The following is a 22,008-nucleotide window of genomic DNA, read 5'->3' as shown; positions in this document are numbered from 1 at the left end:
GCAATGCCGTCTGTGATCCGATCAGCGCAAGACTAGCGGGTTTGATATGGGAAAAGGTGATCGCTGATAATAAAATTCCGCAAATTAGCGGAATGTTTGCCAAAAAAACAGGGCCCCGCGGGGCCCTGTTTTCACTTGAGTCAGACTCAGAGTTCGACCACGTCGAATTTCACATCCGGATTCACATCCGCATCGTAATCGACCTCGTCCAGACCAAAACCGAACAGGCGCAGGAACTCCTGCTTGTAGCCGGTGTAATCAGTCAATTCGGAGAGGTTTTCGCTGGTGATGGATGGCCACAGGTCGCGGCAGGTCTGCTGCACATCTTCACGCAGTTCCCAGTCATCCATGCGGATGCGAGCCTTATCGTCCAGCGCCATGTCGGACGCGTAGAGACGGGTGCGCATCATGCGATCCACCTGCTCCATGCACCCCTCGTGAATACCCTTCTCCTTCATGATCTTGAAAGCCATGGAGATATAGAGCGGCATCACCGGAATGGCGGAAGAGGCCTGGGTCACCACGGATTTGAGCACGGCCACGTGAGCGGTGCCGCCCTTGGCTGCCAGATCGCCACGGATGGCGGCAGCGGCGCGGTCCAGATCTTCCTTGGCGCGGCCCAGAGTGCCATGCCAGTAGATTGGCCAGGTCAGATCGGTACCGATGTAGGAGTAGGCCACGGACTTGGCGCCGTCAGCCAGCACGCCTGCATCACGCAGGGCAGCCATCCACAGCTCCCAATCCTGACCGCCCATCACTGTGATGGTGTTCTGGATCTCTTCCTCGTTCGCCGGCTCGACGGTAGCGGTGATGATCTGATCCTTGTTGGTATCGATGGCGGTGGTGGTGTAGACCTCACCGATCGGTTTGAGGGCAGAGCGCACCACTTCGCCGGTTTCCGGCATCTTGCGCACCGGAGAGGCCAGGGAGTAGACAACCAGATCAATCTGACCCAGATCCTGCTTGATCAGCTCGATCACCTTGGCGCGGCACTCGTTGGAGAAGGCATCGCCGTTGACGCTCTTGGCGTAGAGGCCCGCCTCTTTGGCTGCCTTGTCGAAGGCGGCAGAGTTGTACCAGCCAGCGGTACCGGTCTTGGACTCGGTGCCCGCTTTTTCAAAGAAGACGCCTAGGGTGGCGGCGCCGCTACCGAAGGCAGCCGCAATCCGGGAGGCCAGGCCATAACCGGTGGAAGCGCCGATCACCAGCACCTTCTTGGGACCATTCTCGATGGTGCCCTTGGCCTTGGTATAAGCGATCTGGCGACGAACATTGGCTTCACAACCGACCGGATGAGTGGTGGTGCAGATAAAGCCGCGAACCTTGGGTTTGATGATCATATGGGGTCTCGGATCCGTTTAATGGATGAAATCGGGGCATAAGATACCTCATCTTGCTGCGATAAGGTGCTCTGATGTGTTGAACTGCGGCAAAAATGGGCATCCGAAGGTGGCAATCATGGTCCATGCCATGGTGCCACCTCACGGCAACTAGCAGGCAATGCGGGTGATGTGGCCATCCTGCAGCTTATAGAAGGCATCTTGGGGCAATTCCTGTGACCAGGTCGCCTCATAATCGAGATCGGCATAGACGCCGCGCAACATGGCACCGAGCAGACCGTGGGAGATAACAATGGCCCGCTCAGCGATGGCAGGATCCTGCAACCACTGGTGTGCCCGGCGCTGAATGCTCTCGAAGCTCTCGGCCCCCGGTGCCTGCAGATACCAGTCCCCTTTGCCGGTATCGAGCTCGGGATGAGCGAGCCGCAGCACCGGGATCTGGCAGCTCTCCCACTCCCCCATCCCCAGCTCCATTAACCGGTCGTCCCAGACGATGCGCTCTGCCGCCAACCCCAGTTGCTCGCACACCAACAGCGCAGTCTGGCGAGCACGGCCAAGCGGGCTGGCATAGACGGTCCAGCGGGCGGGATCCGCCAGTTCGGCGGCAAGGCGCCGCCCCATGGCGATGGCTTGCGCCTCACCCTTGTCGGTCAGATCGGAGTTGCAACACCCCTGCAGACGCTGCTCGGCATTGAAGCGGGTCTGGCCATGGCGCAGCAGATAGATGAGTCGAGACATGATTTCTCCAGCACGTTCAGAGAGATAGAAAAATAAAGGGGGAAGATGATAGCAGATGAACCCGAAGGATGGCCCAAACAGAGAGGCTAAAGCAGGCGTAAAAAACGGGTCAAGGCTGACCCGTTTGCTGCCAATTTGGCCAGAGTGTATCGGCTCAGCCCTTCTTGATCTCCCGCAGATAGCGGTAGATGGAGTGGACCGAAATGCCGAGCTGGCGCGCCGCAATCTGGGCACTGTCTTTTAGCTCGAAGATCCCCATGTCGTGCAGCTGGTTGACGATGACCCGTGTCTTCTGGGATGGGGGAACCGCCTCGTTGCCGCGCACCTCGGCACTGACGGTGTCGATGGTGCTGTTGAGCGCTTCGTCGATGTTGCGGGCGAACACCTCCGGGGTGGCATGGCTCTCGTGGGGATGCATGCACTCCGGCATCATGGTGCGCAGCACGGATTGCAGCGGAGCATCCATGTCGCTGTTGATGCAGAGCAACCCGATGGCCCTGTGCTCCCCGTTGCGGATCACGGTCGTGATGGAGCGCAGGGTCTTGCCGGTGGCGCACTTGGTCATGTAGGGGCTGGAGATATCCTGCCCGCTCTTGAGCTTCATCATCGCCAGGTTGGTGATGGGGGCACCGACACTGCGGCCGGTGATATGGCCGTTGGCAATCTTGACGATCGAGGGATTGCGCGCATCCAGACTGTGGAGCAGCACTTCGGTGTGCTGACCATACATGGCGGCGATGCCATCCACTATGTTCTCCATCGACTTGAGGATCTCAAAATCGCTCGGACTCAACTCTTGCAGCTTCACAATGGGACCTTCTTGCAAGGGTTGCTGCCGGACAATAGGCGCCGGGCAGCAACCGACAGGGACATCAGGCGGACATGATATCAATAATGGTGCTGTCTGTGGCAGACATGCCCTCCTTCACCATCTGGCCGACGTTGCGGATGGTCTGATCCACGTCGCCGGCGACGATCCCCTGCCCCGACACCGAGTGGCTGTTGAGGGCCATCAGGAAGCCGCGCACCGCCGCGCCGGAGGAGGTACTCACCTTCATGGCGCAGGAGGCCTTCGCCCCGTCGCACACCATACCGGCACTGTCGCTCAGCACGTTCTGGATGGCGAAGCAGGATTGCTCGAAGCTGCCGCCCGCCAGATAGACCATGGCCATGGAGGCGGCCGCGCTGGTCACGGTATTGCCACAGAAGGCCGACAGCGGCGGATAGTGGGACTTGATATAGATGGCGCCCAGATGGCTCATGATGAGGGCGCGAGCCAGCTGCTCTTCGCTGGCCGCAAAGCGCTCGGCAATCACCATCACCGGAATGGTGGCGGCAATGCCCTGGTTGCCGCTGCCAAAGTTGCTCATGGCTGGCAGGGTCGCTCCCCCCATGCGGGCATCGGAGGCAGCCGCCGTCATCATCACGATGCGGTTCATCACATCCTCGCCGATAAGACCGGCATTGATGTTCTGCTGCATGGTGCGGCCAATCTCCAGGCCATAGGGGTTGTTCATCCCCTCGGCAGAGAGCTTGCCGTTGAGCTCGGAGGCTTTGAGGATGAACCTGATCTGCTCGAACTCCACCTGGGTGGCGAACTCGTAGATGGCGGCGATGCTGATATCGACGCCATCGCAGATGGAACCGGTGGCGCCGCCCTGGCTCTGATCGGCGGTGAAGGTCACCTCGCCATCGCGGCGCTGCTCGACGATGCGGGTATGGCCGCCGCACAGGGTCACTTCGGCGCTGTGCTCTTCACCCTTGTCATCAGAGCCATAAACGGTCACGCGGCAGAAGATAAACTCGGGGGCGGCGGTGCGGCTCACCTGCACCTTGCCGGCATCGATCAACTGCTGGGCACGATCCACCTGTTCTGGCTGGATCGCGGCCAGCACCTCCAGCCCGGCATCGGCGTTGCCGCCGATGGCACCGGCCGCGGCCGCAATGGCCAGACCGATCTTGCCGGTCCCCGGCACATAAACACCCATCGAGTTTTTATAGAGATTGTCCGACACCGCAACCTCGAGGCGACCGGGCTCACAGCCCAGTTGCCGGGTGGCGACCGCCGCGGCATAGGCGGCGGCGATTGGCTCGGTACAACCCAGCGCTGGTTTGACAACCTGTTGAATAATCTGCAGATACTGCTGCCACGCTTGTTTCATCACTTGAACCTTTTTATCAGCATTAACGAGCGATATGGGCGATCGCTTCCACTTCAACCTTGACGCCCATCGGCAGATCCTTCACTGCGAAGCAGCTGCGCGCCGGACAATCTTTCTGGAAATAGGCTTTATAGACCTCGTTGAACGCGGCAAAATCGCTGATCTCGGCGAGGTAGCAGGTGGTTTTGAGCACGGTATCCAGCGAGCCGCCAGCGGCTTCCAGCACGGATTTCAGGTTTTCCAGTGACTGGCGGGTCTGGGCGGCAATCCCCCCTTCCACCACACCACCCTGCAGCTTGCAGACCGGCAACTGACCGGAGGTAAAGATGAGGTCGCCATAGGCAGTGCCGTGGCTGTAGGGACCGATAGCGTCAGGTGCCGCTGCTGCTGTGATGATGCGTTTCATATAGCCACTCCTGTTTGTGCAATTTTTTTTGCAATCATGAATCTCATTCCGTTCAACATTATTTGCTTTTTATTTTATCCATTCAACAAAAAGATACAAAAATGGCGTTTAAAGGCACCTTTCGGCCTCAATATAAACCGTGATCACCATCCTGATTTGAACAAAAGTACTCTTATGGGCATTGTTTATGACAGTTTCATTCAACTATATTTGCGCCGCTTTCCCACATCCCTACAAAAAAGAAGGTTTTAATGGACGCGCATAGCACTACACTCGCCAGCCCCGTGATGGGCACGCTGGAATGGAAAGAAGCGGTTCGCTTCGACAGCACCGACTGGGGCTGGATCATCATGAGCATCGGCATGGCCATCGGCGCAGGGATCGTCTTCCTGCCGGTACAGGTGGGTCTGATGGGCTTGTGGGTCTTTCTGCTCTCGGCGGTGATCGGCTACCCCGCCATGTACATGTTCCAGCGCCTCTTTATCAACACCCTGGCCACTTCGCCGGAGTGCAAGGATTACCCCAGCGTCATCACCGGCTACCTTGGCAAGAACTGGGGTGTGCTGCTCGGCGCGCTCTACTTCGTGATGCTGGTGATCTGGGTCTTCGTCTACTCCACCGCCATCACCAATGACAGCGCCTCCTTCCTGCAGAGCTTCGGCGTCACCGACGGCCTGCTCTCCGAAAACCCGCTCTACGGTCTGGTGCTGATCTGCGGTCTGGTGGCACTGGCCTCGCGCGGCGAAAACCTGCTGTTCAAGATCTCCACCTTTATGGTGCTGACCAAGATCAGCGTGGTGGCCGTGCTCGGCCTGATGATGGTGGACAAGTGGGATGCGGCCAACATCACCGCCATGCCCGCTGCCGGTGACTGGATGAAGGATGCCATCATCATGCTCCCCTTCACCCTCACCTCCATCCTCTTTATCCAGAGCCTGAGCCCCATGGTGATCTCCTATCGCTCGAGGGAAAAGTCGCTGGAAGTGGCTCGCTTCAAGGCGATGCGCGCCATGAATATCGCCTTCGGCATCCTGTTCGTGGTGGTGTTCTTCTACGCGGTCTCCTTCACTCTGGCCATGGGCCACGATCAGGCGGTCAAAGCCTCTGAAGAGAACATCTCCGCGCTGGCGATGGTAGCCCAGGGGATGCCCGGCCAGACCCTCAAGCTCCTGAGCCTCACCCTCAACATCTTCGCGGTGATGACTGCCTACTTCGGCGTTTACCTCGGTTTCCGTGAAGCCTGTCAGGGTCTGGCGATGAACCTGCTGCGCCGCGTCATGCCGGAAAACCGCATCAACAAAGGATTGGTGGGCAAAGGGATCATGGTGTTTACCGTCATGCTCTCCTGGGGGGCCATCGTGCTCAACGCACCGGTACTGAGCTTCACCTCCATCTGCAGCCCCATCTTCGGCATGGTGGGCTGTCTCATCCCGGCCTATCTGGTCTATCAGGTACCGGCGCTGCACAAGTACAAGGGCACCTCCCTCTACATCATTATCGTCACCGGCCTGCTGCTCTGTGTCTCGCCCTTCCTGGCGTTCAACTGATCGGTTTCCCCTATCGACCACGGGTTACCTTCGGGTAGCCCGTTTTTTATTGGCGCAACCCGCCTCTCTGCCGCTGCGGCTGCCAAGTCGCCCCGCGGGGGCAAAAAGCCAAGGGGATCACAACTTGCAAGCTGACCTCCCCCAAGGGGTCTGGTGCGGAGTAATATTCAGGCATCACCGCATGCCCCCGTCTTATCGGGTATCGAGGCCTCATATGAAATGGATTTTCAACCCGGCCATCAAGCTGGGCAATCAGCTCTCCTTCAAATACAAATTCCTGCTCTGGTCCTGCCTGATGCTGCTGCCGCTGGCATACAGCATGGCCAATCTGCTGGGGCGGTTGCAGGATGACAATGCACAGGCGCGCAAGGAACTGGCTGGCGTTATCAGCCTCGCCCCCGTGCCTGCGATCGAACAGGCGCTACTCACCCACCGCAATCTGGTCACCCAGCACGCCTACGAACAAGACCCGGTGGGAGAGGATAAGGTTAAAGCCGCCGCCCAAGCCGTGGACGATAGCTTGCGCGCCTTTGCCGATACGCGTCAGGAAAATCCCGCTTTCGACGCTCTCAAACAGGAGTGGGCCGCTTTGCAGAGTGAAGTGGGCAAGCTGGAAGTGGAGCAGAGCAATCTGCGCCACGACAAGCTGCTGACCGAGGTGCGCCATCTCTACAAGCACATTACCGCCAGTAGCAGCCTGATCCAGGATCCGGCACTCGGCACCTACTACATGGTGATCCTCACCAGCGAACGTCTGCCGCAGCTGCGCGACTTGCTGGCCCAAGTACGGGATCGCGCCGCCACTATTGCCGATTTCGGCCTGTTTCAGGCGGAAGGGTACAGCGGCCTGCGTTTTCGTCTCGACCTGATCAGCGCCACCCTGCAGGAGCTGGAGGCAGACCTGACCCTGCTCTACCAGATTGAACCAGCCTACCGCGCCGAGCTGGGTCAGCAGACCGATACCCTGCTGCAACAGGTGCGTCAGGGGGTCGAGACCATGGAAAACAAGATGATGAAGGATCAGCTGGTGCAGCTCTCAACCAAGGAGGTACTGGCACTGGGGGATGGGCTCGATAGCACCATTAACGCGCTGGCAGATCAGGTACGCCAGCGCATGGAGGTCGATCTGCGCCAGCGGCTGGCCGCCAACCAGCGCCACTTCTGGTGGGTCACAGCGCCGCTGACCGCCAGTTTGCTGCTCTACCTCTACCTGATGATCGGCGCCTATCTCTCCCTGCGCGAAACCGTAGGGCGGGTGCGTGATATCGCCGCTCGGGTCAACGCCCAGGATCTCAGCCAGCATATCGAGATAGTTGGTCAGGATGAGCTGGCCGCCATCAGCCGGGATTACAACATCACCCTAGATACCCTGCGCACCCTGATGCGACGGGTACGGGAAAATGGCGTCACCGTGGTGGAGAGCGCCACCGAGATCGAAGCGCGCACCTGCCGCTCACAGGAGGTGATTGCTGATCAGCAAGGAGAGACCCATCAGGTAGCCACCGCTATCAAGGAGCTGGCCGCCACCTCACAAGACATGGCGGGCAACGCCCTGCAAGCCGCCCGCATGACCCAGGAGGCGCAAAACGTGGTCGGTCAGGGCGAGGATGTGGTGGAGCGCACCATCAAGGCCATCGATCATATCAACCGCGAGGTGCTGCGCACCGCCGACACCATAGGCCAGCTGGAGCAGCAGTGCAGTCAGATTGGTGGCGTCATCAGCGTGATCCGCGGCATCGCCGAACAGACCAACCTGCTCGCCCTCAACGCGGCCATCGAAGCGGCCCGGGCCGGTGAGCAGGGTCGCGGCTTTGCGGTGGTGGCCGACGAGGTGCGATCTCTTGCCAACCGCACCCAGGGGGCCACCGTCGAGATCCAGCAGATGATTGAACAGCTGCAATCCGGTGCCCGCGCCTCGGTCACCGCCATGTCGGCGGCCAGCCATGAAGCGCAGGAGGGGGTCGGGCTGGCGCAGGAGGCAAAACAGGCTTTCGGCGCCATCACCGAGAAGGTGGATCGGATGGTCGATACCAACGCCATCATCGCCAGCGCCATCGAGCAGCAGGGCGCAGTGGTCAACGAGATCGAACGCAACGTGGTGCGCATCTCCGATGGCAGCGACGAGGCGCTGCAAGTGGCCAACGCCGCCCGCGATGCAGCCCGCCAGATCCACCAGCTCACCGAACAGCTGCGCGCCATGGTACAGAGCTTCGTGCTGTGACAGAGCGCTGACAAGCCGGGCTCAACGTGAGCCCGACATTATCCCGGTCTCGCCCCTGCCTACAACGTCTCAGTTGCACGGATCATCCAGAAAATCTCTGCGACCCACTTGCCGGGCAAACGCCAACAAAGTAGTCTCGAACGAAAACAAAATGCGGCATTCCCGACACGCACTGTCTGCGACGTCGAGGCAAGCAAGCCGCCTGCGAGCCACAGATTAAAACCAGCGTCACGTCATTTATCACCCGCTTCAAGCGAGGATTCACCCATGGCCAGATACCAGTTTTTTACCATTCCGGCGTCCAATCGGCAGCAATACACCTTTATCGACATGGCATCTCCGACCTTTCTGAGTGAAAAGGCGGCACTGCTGACCCAAGGATTCGAGGTGGAGGAGGACTTTATTGACGCGACCACTCCACGGGAGGCCGTCGAGAAGTACCAATCCAATTTTCTCTATGTGGCGGATGAGATAGGCAAGTCCGATAGCAGCTACGCCGCGGCCGTCACCATGCTGGAGATTGGCAAGGGGTTATTGGGCAATAAAAACCGCTGAGATAAGGTACAGCGGTGAAGAGTGGTGGCCATCGTGGCAACGCGCCCGATGGCCATATGGCAAGATATCAATTCGGTAAGTCAGAAGCGCCCCAGCTGCTGGAGCATCTCGATCAGCTCCTCTTCGCTGCTCGGCTCATAGGCCAGCTGAAGGCTCGGCGCGGCGCCTCCCATCAGCATGTAGACATTGGTGCTGCAGTGGTCGTAGTGATACCACTTACCGTCGATACAGACGTCGGTATAGCATCTCGGGTCCCTTTTCAGTTCCATATGCACATCCTTTTGTTACATCCCATCAACATCACTCCTGACCGTAAAATAACCACCGAGGTTCAAGCTTGATGCAGATCAATGGAAGCGGCTGAAAGGGATAGATATCTGCCAGATCTGTGGCTTGCGGATGCCCCGAGCCATCATAGGTTATCCAAATGAAGATGGACCGAGCGCACCGTCATATCGCCGGATGGCCCCCGGTAACAAAAACGGCGCCCGCAGGCGCCGTTTTTGATTTTCCCTCAAAAGCGAGGGGCAAACAGAAGGCTTATTCGTCTTCCAGATAGGCGTAGCCTTGCAGGCCCAGCTCCAGCTCGTCGAGCAGGGCTTTGCGAGTGGCATCGTCCAGCGCCGGGTGAGCGGCGATCCGCTGGTAGTTTTCGCGGATCACGGACGGGTCGATGTTGACGTAACGCAGCAGCTGATCGACGGTGTCGCCGCGCACCACGTTGCGAATGTCCATCTTGCCCTCTTCGTCCAGCCACACTTCCGCGCAGTGGGTGTCACCGAACAGGTTGTGCAGATCGCCGAGGATCTCCTGATAGGCACCGACCAGGAAGAAGCCGACGTGGCACTCTTCGTTCTCGCCGTAGACCGGCATTGGCAGGGTGCTCTCGACCCCCAGACCGTCGACATAGTGCTCGACCTGACCGTCGGAGTCACAGGTGATATCCATCAGGATACCGCGACGACTAAGCGGACGATCGAGACCAGCCAGCGGCATCACCGGGAATACCTGACCGATCCCCCAGGCATCCGGCAGGGACTGGAACAGGGAGAAGTTGGCAAAGCACTTGTCCGCCAGCTTTTCACTCAGTTCGTCAGCAAGCGCACGGTGGTTGCGGTTGACCGGGTTGAGCATCTCTTTGAGCGCCAGACAGGTGTTCTGGTGCAGCATCTCGGCCCAGGCACGCTGTTCAAGGTTCAAGAGGCCCATGGTGTACTGGGTATTCACGTCACCCAGATCTGCCACCGAGTCATGGAAGATCTCCAGCAGGGAGGGATCTTCGCTGCGCAGATCCAGCCAGCCTTTCCACATGTTCTGCAGAATGGTCGGTGCATCTTCGTCCGGCGCGCTGATGTCGTTCATCTCCACCCCTTCGGCACCAATGATGTTGGTGACCAGCACGGCGTGGTGGGCGGTCAGGGCACGGCCGGACTCGCTGATGATGGTCGGGTGCGGCAGGTCGAACTCGCGGCAGACATCGCCGATGCCCCATACCACGTTGTTGGCGTACTCGGAGAGGCTGTAGTTGGCGGAGCAGTGGCTCTGGGAACGGGTTCCCTCGTAGTCCACCCCCAGGCCGCCACCGACGTCCACGACTTCGATGTTGGCACCGAGGCGACGCAGTTCAGCGTAGAAACGGCCGCACTCGCGGATGCCGCCCTGAATGTCGCGGATATTGGCGATCTGGGAGCCCAGATGGAAGTGCAGCAGTTGCAGGCAATCCAGCTTGCCCAGCCCGCGCAGACGTTCGATCAGCGCCAGGATCTGGGAGGCGGAGAGACCAAATTTGGACATGGAGCCGCCACTCGATTCCCACATGCCGGAGCCGGTGGACGCGAGCTTGGCACGCACCCCGATGTTGGGCTTGATGTTGAGACGAGCTGACTCGTCCAGCACCATTTCCAGCTCGGAGGGCTTCTCCACCACGATGTAGACCTTGTGGCCCATCAGGTTGCCCAAGAGGGCGTGGCGGATATATTCGCGGTCTTTGTAACCGTTGCAGACGATCACCGAGCCTTGCTCATGGTGATGGGACAGCACGGCCAGCAGTTCCGGTTTGGAACCAGCTTCCAGGCCAAGCCGGGGCTTGTCGCTGTAGGACTGGCTGATGGTCTCGATGACACGACGCTGCTGGTTTACCTTGATCGGGTAAACGCAGAGGTAGTCCCCTTCATAGCCAGACTTCTCGATGGCCTGACCAAAGGCGTTGAACAGCGCATCGACCCGACTCTTGAGGATGTCGGGGAAGCGCAGCAACACGGGGGTGGTCAGCCCGGACTGACGCAACTGTTCGATGGCGTCAGAGAGCACGATATGCGCGTCAGGGCGTGATTTGTCGGGGGCGACGGTCACATGACCGGCGTCATTGATATTGAAAAAACCCGCACCCCAGTAGGGAACGTTGTAGACCTTCAAGGAGTCCTTGCTGGACCAGTTAGTCATGGGCTATGCCTCGCAAATGAGCGACCCAAAGTCGCCTTCGTTACCCTCAATCACATCCAGACCATCTAGTGCAGAGTACGGCGAGCGCTGCCATCACGAGACGCAGCCACCCAAACCAACGCTTTGCACATCGCGGCAAGCCAGAGGCTGCCTGGTGGATCTTGGGGAAGTAACGAGTCTTGATGTGGGGCTGGTGGCTTTACATCAAGCTCAACGGTATGCGGTGCCACTATGCCGTAGCGCCGCGGTACTTTGATGACAGACGACATCAGCCACGCCGTCAGTTCATCATTCGGCAGCGATCCCGACAGAAGGAGAGGGTTCCAAGGAAGAGAAGCGAAGGCGCCAGCACGCATGCGTGTTGATAGACGACAACAACCACAGCCCACCTCACCGCCAGTGACCGCCCATGACAAGGGAAGATGATGAGCCGGTGGCCCACTCGGTCAAATGAAGGATGAGAGTCTGTTGTTCTCCCTGATACCGGAGCCTAACCGGTATTAAAGAAACCATTCCCCAGCAGTGTCTGTCGTTTCTGCGTGCCTCGCCCTATAGGCGTATGATCGGTCGGGTTTCTGGCGGCTCTGCCTGCTTCAGGGTTGCCCTTGGATCGGCGCGGAGTGTACACACTTACCGCGGGCAGTGACAATAAAAAATAGTGTTCAAAATCCCCTTTTAATAAGTCGATCAAATCTTGCTGGCGGGCAGGCGGGCTCTGGGATGGCGCAGGTTATGCGACAGCCCGGTTTCCCCTTGAAAAGTGTGTGAAAACGCCATGATTGGGCTGACGCCTTGCTGTGCGGTCGCTGAGGGGAATTTGGCCGCCACCGCCAGCGCCTAAATATCGCAATAAATGCCACATTTATGCGATCTCCCTCCCGGACGTTGCCCCGCGCGCCGCACATTCGCCGCTCTTCCCTTGCGTCAAAAAATGGGAAAAACCTGCGCTGACGCAATGAGTGCCCCGCACGGATTGGCCACAATGACCGCTCACAATCGGTTAGAGGCTGACTAATGGATACCCTGCTTGAGCGTTTTCTGCGTTACGTAACTTTTCATACCCGCTCCGATGAGACCAATCCAGCCTGCCCCAGCAGCGAAGGCCAGCTGATCTTTGCCCGTGCCCTGCAAGAAGAGATGAAGGCGCTGGGGCTGACCCGGGTCACTCTGGATGAGCACGGCTACCTCACCGGCTGCCTGCCAGGCAACCAGCCGGACGCCCCCGCTATCGGCCTGATTGCCCACATGGACACCGCCGACTACGAGGCGGAGCACGTAGTACCGCAAATCATCGAAAACTATCAGGGCGGCGACATCTGCCTTGGCAAGGGTGACGAGGTGCTCGCCATCCGTGACTACCGCTTCCTGAAAAACTACCTGGGTCAGGATCTCATCACCACCGACGGCACCACCTTGCTTGGCGCCGACGACAAGGCGGGTATCGCCGAGATCCTCACTGCCATCGACCACCTGCAGGCCCATCCCGAGATCCCCCGTGGCGATATCTGGGTCGGCTTTACCCCGGATGAAGAGATCGGCCGCGGCGCCAACCTGTTCCCGCTGGAGAGATTCCCGGCCAAGTGGGCCTATACCGTGGATGGCGGCGAACTGGGCGAGCTGGAGTATGAAAATTTCAACGCCGCCAGCGCCACAGTTCGTTTTATCGGCAATAACGTCCACCCCGGCACCGCCAAGGGGAGCATGATCAACAGCCAAACCCTGGCCGCCCGCTTCCACGCCGCCATGCCTGCCGAGCAGACCCCGGAGTGCACCGACGGGTATGAGGGCTTCTTCCATCTGGCCCAGATGAGCGGCACCGTGGAGGAGAGCACCCTGCACTACATCATCCGTGACTTCGACGACGAGCACTTCGCCGCACGCAAAGCCGAGATGCAGAACCGGGTGGCCGCCCTGCAGGCCGAGTATCCGAAGGCCCGCATCGAGCTGACCCTGACCGACAGCTATCGCAACATGCGCAGCCAGATCGAGCCGCACATGCATATCGTCGAGCTGGCCAAGGCCGCCATGGAGGCCGCCGACGTGGTGCCGAAAATCAAGCCCATTCGCGGCGGTACCGATGGCGCCCGCCTCTCCTTTATGGGCCTGCCCTGCCCCAACCTCTTCACCGGTGGCCACAACTTCCACGGCAAGCACGAGTTCATCCCGCTGCAATCGATGGAGAAATCGGTCGCCACCCTGGTGGAGCTGGTGCGCCTCACCGCAGCTTGGCGCGGTTAATCGGGTCGCTATCATTACCAGGGCAAAAGGGGGGAGCCGGTTTACCGGCTCCCCCCTTGCTATCTGGCCATCACCCATCAAGAAAGGGAAACCGGGGAGGGTCGCTCAGGAGCAACTGGCTGCCACTGCCATCAAACTGTCATCCCGCTGACATGTCGCGGGAACAGTGTCACATCATGCTGGGAGCAACGGATCGCCGGAGCCCTCCAGATGTTCACTATCGATACCCTGCTGACCCAGCACTTCCCCCGCCTGCTTGGCTACCCCCTGCTCACCCCGCTGTTAAAGCGGCTGTTGGGCTGGCTGCTCAACGAACGTGCCTTTGCCGACTTTGCCACCCGCTACCCGCACCTGCGCGGCCTCGACTTTGTCGAGCAGGCGCTGACCCAGCTCGATTTCGACTATCGGGTCAGCGAGGCGCAACTGGAGCATATTCCCGCCAGCGGCCGGGTCATTCTTGTTGCCAACCACCCCATCGGCTCGCTGGACGGACTGGCGCTGCTGCAACTGCTCGGTCGCATCCGCCCCGATGTGAAGATCGTCGCCAACCAGCTGCTGGCCCAGCTCGCGCCGCTGCGCCCTTTGCTATTGCCGGTGGACAATATGGAGGGCAAGACCGATCGACAGGCCATCCTCGCCATGAACGAGCACCTCGCCCATGAAGGGGCGCTGGTGATCTTCCCCGCAGGCGAAGTCTCGCGGCTTGGCCTCAAGGGGGTGAAAGATGGCCCCTGGCAGGCAGGCTTTATCAAGCTGGCCCAGCGCACCCGCACCCCGCTGGTGCCCATCCATCTGGGAGGGCGCAACAGCCTCTGGTTCTATCTCGCCTCCTGGCTCAACAAGCCCGCCTCCGCCCTATTGCTGGTGCGCCAGCTGTTTCGCCAGCAGGGGCAGACCCTGCCGGTGACCATAGGAGCGCGCATTCCGCTCGGCAGTTTTCAGGAGCTGCCCGCCAAGACGGCGGCGCAGCTGGTGCGCAACCACCTCTACCGGATTGGCCGTGGCAAGGCAGGGCGGCTGCAGACCGAGGCCCCCATCGCCCTGCCGGGGGATCGCCGCCAGCTCAAACAGGCCATCGAAAGCTGCGAACAGCTCGGCACCACCCCGGATGGTCAAGGGATCTACCTCTACCGCCGCCATGAACTGAGTCACTCGGTGATCCTGCGCGAGCTGGGGCGACTGCGGGAGATCGCCTTTCGCGCGGTGGGGGAAGGCTCCGGCAAGCGGCGGGATCTCGATGGTTTTGACAACGACTATCACCACCTGATCCTCTGGGATCCGGCCCGACTCGACATTATCGGCGCCTACCGGTTCGCCCCGGTGGCGGAGCTGCTGGCCAGCAAGGGGAAGGATGGTATCTACAGCCACACCCTGTTCGGCTTTGAGGATAAGCTGCTGCCCCGGCTGGAGCAGGCCATCGAGCTTGGCCGCAGCTTTATCCAGCCCGCCTACTGGGGCAAGCGGGGGCTCGATTATCTCTGGTTCGGCATCGGTGCCTATCTGGCCCGCTATCCCCGCTACCGCTACCTGTTTGGTCCGGTGTCGCTCTCCGGCAGCCTGCCGCCGGCGGCCAAGGATCTGCTGGTGAGCTTCTACCGCCAGCACTTTGCCCCCGAGCTGGCGCTAGCCCCCTCCCGCCGTCCCTACCCCGAGACGCAACCTCTGTTCGAGGGGGTGGATTACGGCGCCGATCTCAAAGCACTCAAGGCCCGCCTCGACAATCTGGGCTGCGCCATCCCTACCCTCTACAAGCAGTACTCCGAGCTGTGCGAGCCGGGCGGGGTGCAGTTTATGGATTTTGGTATCGACCCCGACTTCAACCACTGCATCGACGGGCTGGTGTGGGTCGATGTGAGCCGCATCAAGTCCCACAAGCGGGCCCGTTATATCGTCAGCCATCTGGCCGAGCCGCGCTCATAGCCCTGCTGGAGCCAAGCAAACAGCCAAAGGCAAAAAAGGAGAGAGAGGCCATCGCCTCCCTCTCCTTTCGCTCTCATGCTCAGCACCTTTTCGAGGCACTCGGCCCATCTGGCGTTACTCGGCCGCCTTGCGATCCGAGTGGCCGAGATGCCGCTCAGGGGCGATGACATCGCGCACCCGCTGCTTGATCTCCTTGGCCTCGGGGAAGCCGTCATCCACCACCCGATCCCACACCTGCACCCCACCCACCAGAATGCGGAACTCCCCCTTGCTGGCCGGCACCAGCGCCACCTCCCCCAGATCGCTGTCGAAGGTGGAAAGCAGCTCCTGCGCCAGCCAGGCGGCGCGCAGCATCCAGCGACAGAGGGTGCAGTAGCGGATTTCGATGCGGGGTTTGCTGATCAGGGTTTCAGACTCGGTCATGAGTGACTCCATAAAAAAAGCGGCCAATGGCGGGAAGTGGCGTACCGCCACCCAATGGCCGATCCCGGTTCGGTCAAATCAGCGCTGATCAACCCCATGAAAATCGGCCAGCCAATGGCGGGCAATGGTACGCATCGCCGATTCTGGCAGCTCGAACAGGCCGGGAGCAAGAGGGCCTGCCGCCAGCATCCGGATCCCTTCCATGATCTCCGCCAGCACCAGATAGACATATTCGCCAATCACGGCGCCATGGACGAAGTTGACCGCCTCACCCCGGTTGAGCAGGTAGATCTGGGTACCATCCGGCCGGTTGAGGGCCAGCACATGGGGGCACACCTCTTCGCTCGGCCACGGCAACTGGGCCAGCGAGAAGGCAAACTCGTCATCGGCCGAGGTGACCGAGGCGACCATGGTGCCGGGGCGCAGCGCCTGCAGATCCGCCAAATCCAGCGAGCCGTTGCCGGTAGAGCAGATCACCAGCTCGGCGCGGCTCAACGCCTCGGCCTTGGTGATCAAGCGAAAACCGTGAGAGAGCGCTTCGACCTGTCGCAGCACATCGGTCTCCACCAACCCGAGATGGAGGTTGCGACAGCGCAGGTCGCGGGCGATGCTGCGCCCCACCTTGCCATAGCCAAACAGCACGGCTTCGCAGACGTTGAAAGTACGGTTGAGGTTACGAGCCAGCGACTCCGCGGAGTAGACCACGCTCAAACCAATCTGGATATCCTCGGCCTGCTTGAGGGGGCTGCGCGCCACCGACACCACCGGGGTCGCCAGCACCTCCTGCTCATAGCGTTGATGGCCGTTCTCGGTCATCTCCACCACCCCGAGGAAACGGGGCCCGAAGTATTCACTCAAGATCACCTGGGTTTTGGCAAAGTAACCACCAATATCGAGGATCAGCAACCGCTCGTGGGGGGTCACCAGCGGCGCAATCTGCTGGATTATGCTGTCGGGATCATTGGTCCAGTGCCTGTTAAGGGGCAGTACCGGATAGTGCCGGGATACCCACTCGAAGGTAGGTCCGTGTACCGATTTCGGTTTGGGTAAAATCGCGCCAATCCGCCCAATCTGACCGAGGGCATCGATAAAACGGGGGCGATCGGGAAGCAGGTGAGTGACCAGCAGAATGCAGAGACCGTCGATACGTCCCTGTCCGGTGAAATGGCGAAAAAACAGATGCTCAGATCCTTGACTGCGCAACTGTGGCCTCCTTATGTGCCGCAAAGCAGGCAAACAGAACCCGGCGCGGCCGGGTTCTGTGTGTGTCCAAATAAAATGAAAATCCTTTTTATCTGAAACACATAGGGGGCTCAATCATTATCTGCCAAGAGTATGAGCAGGTATGCAAAAATGGCGCCATTTGACCATTTTCCACACAAGTATCAGTACAAAGAAGCAGCAGGCCAGACCCACCATAGGCTGAACCCGGTTCCCGCGGCAGCGAGCAGGATCAGCCCACTCCAACGCACTGGCCAGGGTTTGTCACGTAACGCCCACTCCAGCAGCGGCAGCAACCAGACCGGCAGCAACACCACCAGCGGCACCTCCACATATTGCCAGGCCAGCATCTGGACGAAGGCGAGGGCCAGCGCCAGACCGGCGGGTGCTACCTTGATGTCAACAAAGGTGGCAAGCAGGGCGCGAAAACCGGCGAAAGCGGCCAGCGCACCGGCCAGCTGGGCAATCAGCAGACTGCCATCGATGCCGATCACCAGTGCCAACCAGATAAAGCCGAGGGCAAACCCGAGCCCCTCGCGGCTGTCACCGCGCAAGGTGCTCCAGCCAAACCAGAGGATGGCGGGCAGTAGCGCCAGCCAGATCCCGGGTTCGCTCGCCAATACCGATGCCAATCCCTGCCACCACACCAGCGCGCTGAACACGGCAAAGAGCAGCAGCGAGCCGCGCAGATCGTTCACCTGAGCCGCAATGGCGGGGACCAGCAGGGTTAGCGGCAGCCACTGCCACGCCTTTTCCGGTATGCCATAGAGGCCACCGAGCCAGGATCCCACCAGCCAGAGCGCCAGCGCGCCCCACAGATACCCCAGTCGCGGCCAGCGCCACGATAGCAAAGCGGCTCCCAGAGGAGCCGCCAGGGTTTGCAGCAGAAGTTCCGCGCCCATTACTTGCGCACGCCTTCGACAAACAGGTTGATGTTCATCTCGTCCGGGATGCCGGGCAGCATGTAGCTCACGCCAAAGTCACTGCGCTTGATGGTGGTGGAGGCGTTGAAGCCGCTGCGGTAGCCGCCCCAGGGATCCTTGCCTTCGCCAATTTTGACCAGATCGAAGGCCACTTCCTTGGAGACGCCGTGCAGGGTCAGAGTCCCTTTCAGCACGCCTTTATCCTTGGTGCCCTCGTAAGCGGAGCTGACGAAGGTCATCTTGGGATACTGCTTCACGTCGAGGAAGTCAGGGCTGCGCAGGTGCTTGTCGCGGGCTTCGTGATTGGAGTCGACGCTGGCGGCATCCACTTCAAAGCTCGCCTTGGCGGCCGCCGGGTTGGCGTCATCCATGCTGAAGGTGCCGCTGAAGGTGTTGAAGCGACCCACCAGTTCGGAGAAGCCCAGGTGACCCACCTTGAACTGCACAGTGGTGTGCGCCGCATCCACATCGTAATCCGCCGCCATCAGAGGGGTAGCCATAAACAGGCAGGAGGCCAGCAGAGCCTTGGTCATTTTCATCCGTTCGTTCCTTCATCTTGGGGTTCACATCAGTGGTTAAAATGCTAACCTCGTTCTGAAGATGAATAATCAGTGATTTATTAAATTCATTATTTACTGAGGATGGAAAATGGACCAGATCGCCGCCATGCGCACTTTCATCAAGGTGGTGGAGTGCCAGAGCTTTACCAAGGCCGCCAACCAGCTCGGCATCTCGGTCGCCATGGCCTCCAAACTGATGCAGCAGTTGGAGGAGTCCCTCGCCACCAGGCTGCTGTCGCGCACCACCCGTCAGGTCAATCCCACCGAAGCGGGCCAGTTCTACTACCAGCGCTCCCTCGCCCTGCTGGCGGAGTTGGAAGAGACCCACAGCCAGCTGACCCACCACAACCAGCAGCCGAACGGCACCCTCAAGCTCTCGGTGCCGATGGACTTTGGCTATCTACACCTCTCCCCGGCCCTGCCGCTGTTTCGCCAGCGCTTTCCCGATCTCAAGCTCGATATCGAGTACAGCGACCGGCGGGTAGCGCTGGTGGAAGAGGGATTCGATCTGGCGCTGCGGATCGGCCACCTCAGCGACTCCTCGCTGGTGGCGCGCCAGCTTGCCACCATTCGGGTAGAGCTTTGCGCCAGCCCCGCCTATCTGGCACGCAAGGGCAGACCGGAAAAGCCCGAGGATCTCAGGCAGCACGACTGTCTGATCTACACCCTGACCCAGCCGGAGTGGCACTTCAAGCGGGGAAACGAGCAGCAGAGCATCCGGCCACAGGGGCCGCTGCGGGCCAACAACGGGGTGGCGCTGACCCGCGCAGCTTGTGATGATCAGGGCATCATATTGCAGCCCACCTTTATCGTGGGGGAGGCCCTGCGGTCAGGACAGCTGGTCAGCCTGCTGCCAGAGTGGGACAAGGGAGAGGTGGGACTTTATGCGGTCTATCCGCACCGTCGCTTCGTCTCGGCCAAGGTGCGCTGCTTTATCGAGTTCGTGCAGGAGCGCTATCTCGCCCCGCAACAGTGGGATGCGCCGACCTGATTGCAGAGCGGAGGGTACAGTCTGCTGGTCCGGCTTGAAACCTAACGCTGGCCGGATGCGTTGGTGGATGCGGCAACAGGGATGAGCTTGGCTAGCAGACGCTCCTGCTCGGGGTGCAACTGCCAGCGTGGCAGTCGGGTGCGGACAACCGACAACTGCTGCTCACTGAGGGCATAGGGGAGCGCCACTTCAATCTCGGGGCAGTCAAACATGGCGGCCAGCTGCAGGATCAAAATGAGGTTTGCCTCGTCTGTCTTGTGCTTGTTGACCCGTTTGCGGATCTCGTGGCGCAGCTGGGTTTCGGGGTCCTGGGTCATCGCCTGCCAGCCGAAACCGAACAACGGCACCAGCGCGCTGACAATCCCCAGCGCCGTCATCGGCTGCTTGGGGGGATGATAGAGTGCGTTGAGATCCAGCAGAACAGGATTCTGACGAACCTCACCACCACAAAATAAAATCGTTTTCGTCATTGGATTACCCGTTATATTCCACTAGACTGCGCCGCATATTTTACCCCGATATGCCAACGAGGTGCTGATGCTAAGCGATATCGAGATCTCCCGCCAGTCCCCCCGTCTCTCAATCCACGCGCTGGCCGAACGCCTCGCCATCCCCCAGCACCTGCTCAGCCCTCATGGCCACTACAAAGGCAAGCTCAGCCTCGACCTGCTCACGTCTCAACCCAAGCAGAGCGGCAAGCTGGTACTGGTGAGCGCCATCACCCCGACCCCGCTCGGTGAAGGGAAAACGGTGACCACCCTTGGCCTATCCATGGGGCTCAACCATATCGGCCAGCCCAGCATCGCAACCATCCGCCAACCGAGCCTCGGGCCGGTATTCGGGGTCAAGGGGGGGGCCGCTGGTGGCGGCCACGCCCAGGTGGTGCCGATGGAGGAGATGAACCTCCACCTTACCGGCGATTTTCACGCTCTGACGGCGGCTCACAATCTGGCGGCGGCAGCCCTCGATGCCCGCCTGTTCCACGAACAGAAACTGGGTGCAGAGTTCACCGCCAAAACAGGCCTGCCGCGGCTCGATATCGATGCCGATAACATCCTCTGGCCGCGCACCCTCGACATGAATGACCGCGCCCTGCGCCACCTCACCATAGGCCAGGGGGGCGCTGCCGATGGTGTGGAGCGCAACGATCGCTTCGTCATCACCGCCGCCTCCGAGCTGATGGCCATTCTGGCGCTGGCAAGCGATCTTAAAGACCTGCGCCAGCGCATCGGCCGCATCCAGCTGGCCCGCGATATCCACGGCAAGCCCATTACCGCCGAACAGCTAGAAGTAGCGGGCGCCATGACGGTGCTGCTGAAAGACGCGCTGCAGCCGACCCTGATGCAAACCACCGAGCAGACGCCGGTGCTGGTGCACGCTGGCCCCTTTGCCAATATCGCCCACGGCAACTCCTCGGTGATCGCCGATCGCATCGCCCTCGGTCTGACCGACTATGTGGTGACCGAGGCGGGTTTTGGCTCCGACATGGGGCTGGAGAAGTTCTTCAACATCAAGAGCCGCCAATCCGGTATTACCCCAGCCTGCGTGGTGCTGGTGGCCACGGTGCGCGGCCTCAAGGCCAACAGCGGCCTGCTCGATATCCGCCCGGGCCAGCCGCTGCCAGCCAGCCTGCAAGGGGAAGATCTGCCGACCCTCAAGCAGGGCTGCGCCAACCTCGCCTGGCATATCCGGAACGCCCGTCGCTACGGGGTGCCGGTGGTGGTCGCCATCAACCGCTTCCCCACCGACAGCGAGGCCGAGCTGGCGCTGCTGGCCCATGAAGCGCAGCAAGCCGGTGCCTGTGGCGCAGCCATCTCCAACGCCTTCACCCAGGGTGGTGCCGGTGCCAGCGAGCTGGCCCGCGCCGTGGTCACCGCCTGCGAGCAGCCAAGCAAAGTCAAACTGCTCTACCCCGACGAGATGAGCCTCGACGCCAAGCTGGCTACCCTGGTGGAGTGCGGCTACGGCGGCCGCGGAGTGCTGCTCTCCGACAGAGCGCGCCAGCAGCTGGCGCAACTCTCCGCCGAAGGGTGGGATCACTTGCCCATCTGCGTAGCCAAGACGCCGCTCTCCATCAGCCATGACCCCGCTCTCAAGGGCGTGCCGACCGATTTCGAGGTGCCCATCGACGAGGTGAAGCTCTGCGCCGGTGCCGGCTTCGTCTATGCACTGGCGGGCCCCATCATGACCATGCCGGGCCTTGGCAGCCTGCCGGCCTATCGCCATATCGATATCGATGAGAACGGCGAGATAGTCGGCCTGAGCTGAGCCCTTCCACAACGCCAGAAACAACAAGGCCCCGCCAATTGCGGGGCCTTCTG

General features: G+C 60.5%; 19 protein-coding genes. 7 read left to right on the top strand and 12 right to left on the bottom strand.

The window, feature by feature from the left end:
- Window positions 1-146 precede the first annotated feature (146 nt).
- The 5 genes from fabV to G5253_RS03770 form a co-directional block, all read right to left on the bottom strand.
- Window positions 147-1,340 (bottom strand): enoyl-ACP reductase FabV, encoded by a 1,194-nt coding sequence (gene fabV / locus G5253_RS03790; protein WP_266134498.1) that lies wholly within the window; start codon window positions 1,338-1,340, stop codon window positions 147-149.
- Between the two features lie 150 nt (window positions 1,341-1,490).
- Window positions 1,491-2,078, bottom strand: a complete 588-nt coding sequence (locus G5253_RS03785) for a histidine phosphatase family protein (RefSeq protein ID WP_266134499.1) — start codon at window positions 2,076-2,078, stop codon at window positions 1,491-1,493.
- A 154-nt stretch (window positions 2,079-2,232) separates the two neighbouring features.
- A complete protein-coding gene (locus G5253_RS03780) occupies window positions 2,233-2,886 on the bottom strand; it encodes a helix-turn-helix transcriptional regulator (RefSeq protein ID WP_005334376.1) in 654 nt (217 codons plus the stop codon).
- A 64-nt stretch (window positions 2,887-2,950) separates the two neighbouring features.
- Complete coding sequence (locus G5253_RS03775) at window positions 2,951-4,240, bottom strand: serine dehydratase subunit alpha family protein (protein ID WP_167572996.1); 1,290 nt, start codon at window positions 4,238-4,240, stop codon at window positions 2,951-2,953.
- Between the two features lie 22 nt (window positions 4,241-4,262).
- Window positions 4,263-4,646, bottom strand: coding sequence for a Rid family detoxifying hydrolase (locus tag G5253_RS03770; RefSeq protein WP_040095234.1), 384 nt, complete (start codon window positions 4,644-4,646; stop codon window positions 4,263-4,265).
- 251 nt (window positions 4,647-4,897) lie between these two features.
- On the opposite strand from G5253_RS03770, the gene G5253_RS03765 reads away from it, so the two are divergent.
- The 3 genes from G5253_RS03765 to G5253_RS03755 all read left to right on the top strand — a co-directional run bounded on the left by G5253_RS03765 (window position 4,898) and on the right by G5253_RS03755 (window position 8,969).
- On the top strand, window positions 4,898-6,193 hold the full coding sequence (locus G5253_RS03765) for an amino acid permease (protein ID WP_005334398.1): 1,296 nt from the start codon (window positions 4,898-4,900) through the stop codon (window positions 6,191-6,193).
- A gap of 214 nt (window positions 6,194-6,407) precedes the next feature.
- Window positions 6,408-8,414 carry a methyl-accepting chemotaxis protein gene (locus G5253_RS03760; protein ID WP_266134500.1) on the top strand — a complete coding sequence of 669 codons (2,007 nt, stop codon included), beginning with the start codon at window positions 6,408-6,410 and terminating at the stop codon, window positions 8,412-8,414.
- A 267-nt stretch (window positions 8,415-8,681) separates the two neighbouring features.
- Entirely contained in the window at window positions 8,682-8,969 is a 288-nt protein-coding gene (locus G5253_RS03755) for a hypothetical protein (protein WP_266134501.1), read from the top strand.
- A gap of 80 nt (window positions 8,970-9,049) precedes the next feature.
- On the opposite strand, the gene G5253_RS03750 is transcribed toward G5253_RS03755, so the two are convergent.
- Window positions 9,050-9,238: a hypothetical protein gene (locus G5253_RS03750; RefSeq protein ID WP_005334402.1), complete on the bottom strand. Its 189-nt coding sequence runs from the start codon at window positions 9,236-9,238 to the stop codon at window positions 9,050-9,052.
- Between the two features lie 271 nt (window positions 9,239-9,509).
- Entirely contained in the window at window positions 9,510-11,411 is a 1,902-nt protein-coding gene (gene speA, locus G5253_RS03745; protein WP_005344160.1) for a biosynthetic arginine decarboxylase, read from the bottom strand.
- 1,014 nt (window positions 11,412-12,425) lie between these two features.
- Between speA and pepT the strand changes: the two genes are divergently transcribed.
- Window positions 12,426-13,649 carry a peptidase T gene (gene pepT, locus G5253_RS03740; protein ID WP_266134502.1) on the top strand — a complete coding sequence of 408 codons (1,224 nt, stop codon included), beginning with the start codon at window positions 12,426-12,428 and terminating at the stop codon, window positions 13,647-13,649.
- A gap of 210 nt (window positions 13,650-13,859) precedes the next feature.
- Window positions 13,860-15,569 (top strand): lysophospholipid acyltransferase family protein, encoded by a 1,710-nt coding sequence (locus G5253_RS03735; protein WP_266134503.1) that lies wholly within the window; start codon window positions 13,860-13,862, stop codon window positions 15,567-15,569.
- A 114-nt stretch (window positions 15,570-15,683) separates the two neighbouring features.
- Here G5253_RS03735 and G5253_RS03730 read toward each other — a convergent pair whose 3' ends face one another.
- The 4 genes from G5253_RS03730 to G5253_RS03715 all read right to left on the bottom strand — a co-directional run bounded on the left by G5253_RS03730 (window position 15,684) and on the right by G5253_RS03715 (window position 18,675).
- The gene (locus G5253_RS03730) at window positions 15,684-15,992 is read right to left on the bottom strand and encodes a SelT/SelW/SelH family protein (RefSeq protein WP_042054621.1); all 309 of its coding nucleotides are present in this window, start codon (window positions 15,990-15,992) and stop codon (window positions 15,684-15,686) included.
- A gap of 78 nt (window positions 15,993-16,070) precedes the next feature.
- A complete protein-coding gene (locus G5253_RS03725) occupies window positions 16,071-17,195 on the bottom strand; it encodes an adenosylhomocysteinase (RefSeq protein ID WP_266134504.1) in 1,125 nt (374 codons plus the stop codon).
- A gap of 182 nt (window positions 17,196-17,377) precedes the next feature.
- A complete protein-coding gene (locus tag G5253_RS03720; protein WP_266134505.1) occupies window positions 17,378-18,115 on the bottom strand; it encodes a hypothetical protein in 738 nt (245 codons plus the stop codon).
- Window positions 18,115-18,675: a YceI family protein gene (locus G5253_RS03715; RefSeq protein ID WP_005334411.1), complete on the bottom strand. Its 561-nt coding sequence runs from the start codon at window positions 18,673-18,675 to the stop codon at window positions 18,115-18,117. Before G5253_RS03715 ends, G5253_RS03720 begins: the two co-directional genes overlap by 1 nt.
- Before the next feature lie 109 nt (window positions 18,676-18,784).
- Between G5253_RS03715 and G5253_RS03710 the strand changes: the two genes are divergently transcribed.
- Window positions 18,785-19,687 (top strand): LysR family transcriptional regulator, encoded by a 903-nt coding sequence (locus G5253_RS03710; RefSeq protein ID WP_266134506.1) that lies wholly within the window; start codon window positions 18,785-18,787, stop codon window positions 19,685-19,687.
- Between the two features lie 41 nt (window positions 19,688-19,728).
- Here G5253_RS03710 and G5253_RS03705 read toward each other — a convergent pair whose 3' ends face one another.
- Entirely contained in the window at window positions 19,729-20,157 is a 429-nt protein-coding gene (locus tag G5253_RS03705; RefSeq protein WP_266134507.1) for a hypothetical protein, read from the bottom strand.
- A 67-nt stretch (window positions 20,158-20,224) separates the two neighbouring features.
- On the opposite strand from G5253_RS03705, the gene G5253_RS03700 reads away from it, so the two are divergent.
- On the top strand, window positions 20,225-21,955 hold the full coding sequence (locus G5253_RS03700; RefSeq protein WP_266134508.1) for a formate--tetrahydrofolate ligase: 1,731 nt from the start codon (window positions 20,225-20,227) through the stop codon (window positions 21,953-21,955).
- Window positions 21,956-22,008: the final 53 nt, after the last annotated feature.

Origin of the sequence: Aeromonas sp. 602658 (genome assembly GCF_049173005.1) — a bacterium.
Lineage (GTDB): Bacteria > Pseudomonadota > Gammaproteobacteria > Enterobacterales > Aeromonadaceae > Aeromonas > Aeromonas veronii_A.
The sequence above is the reverse complement of the archived record's forward strand: the minus strand, read 5'-3'. Positions and strand labels throughout refer to the sequence as shown.

Coding starts and splice junctions, on each gene's coding strand:
- G5253_RS03785 (WP_266134499.1), bottom strand. CDS start 2,078: ATGTCTCGACTCATCTATCTGCTGCGCCATGGCCAGACCCGCTTCAAT.
- pepT (WP_266134502.1), top strand. CDS start 12,426: ATGGATACCCTGCTTGAGCGTTTTCTGCGTTACGTAACTTTTCATACC.
- G5253_RS03775 (WP_167572996.1), bottom strand. CDS start 4,240: ATGAAACAAGCGTGGCAGCAGTATCTGCAGATTATTCAACAGGTTGTC.
- G5253_RS03700 (WP_266134508.1), top strand. CDS start 20,225: ATGCTAAGCGATATCGAGATCTCCCGCCAGTCCCCCCGTCTCTCAATC.
- G5253_RS03765 (WP_005334398.1), top strand. CDS start 4,898: ATGGACGCGCATAGCACTACACTCGCCAGCCCCGTGATGGGCACGCTG.
- fabV (WP_266134498.1), bottom strand. CDS start 1,340: ATGATCATCAAACCCAAGGTTCGCGGCTTTATCTGCACCACCACTCAT.
- G5253_RS03750 (WP_005334402.1), bottom strand. CDS start 9,238: ATGGAACTGAAAAGGGACCCGAGATGCTATACCGACGTCTGTATCGAC.
- G5253_RS03755 (WP_266134501.1), top strand. CDS start 8,682: ATGGCCAGATACCAGTTTTTTACCATTCCGGCGTCCAATCGGCAGCAA.
- speA (WP_005344160.1), bottom strand. CDS start 11,411: ATGACTAACTGGTCCAGCAAGGACTCCTTGAAGGTCTACAACGTTCCC.
- G5253_RS03760 (WP_266134500.1), top strand. CDS start 6,408: ATGAAATGGATTTTCAACCCGGCCATCAAGCTGGGCAATCAGCTCTCC.
- G5253_RS03770 (WP_040095234.1), bottom strand. CDS start 4,646: ATGAAACGCATCATCACAGCAGCAGCGGCACCTGACGCTATCGGTCCC.
- G5253_RS03710 (WP_266134506.1), top strand. CDS start 18,785: ATGGACCAGATCGCCGCCATGCGCACTTTCATCAAGGTGGTGGAGTGC.
- G5253_RS03735 (WP_266134503.1), top strand. CDS start 13,860: ATGTTCACTATCGATACCCTGCTGACCCAGCACTTCCCCCGCCTGCTT.
- G5253_RS03720 (WP_266134505.1), bottom strand. CDS start 18,115: ATGGGCGCGGAACTTCTGCTGCAAACCCTGGCGGCTCCTCTGGGAGCC.
- G5253_RS03715 (WP_005334411.1), bottom strand. CDS start 18,675: ATGAAAATGACCAAGGCTCTGCTGGCCTCCTGCCTGTTTATGGCTACC.
- G5253_RS03705 (WP_266134507.1), bottom strand. CDS start 20,157: ATGACGAAAACGATTTTATTTTGTGGTGGTGAGGTTCGTCAGAATCCT.
- G5253_RS03730 (WP_042054621.1), bottom strand. CDS start 15,992: ATGACCGAGTCTGAAACCCTGATCAGCAAACCCCGCATCGAAATCCGC.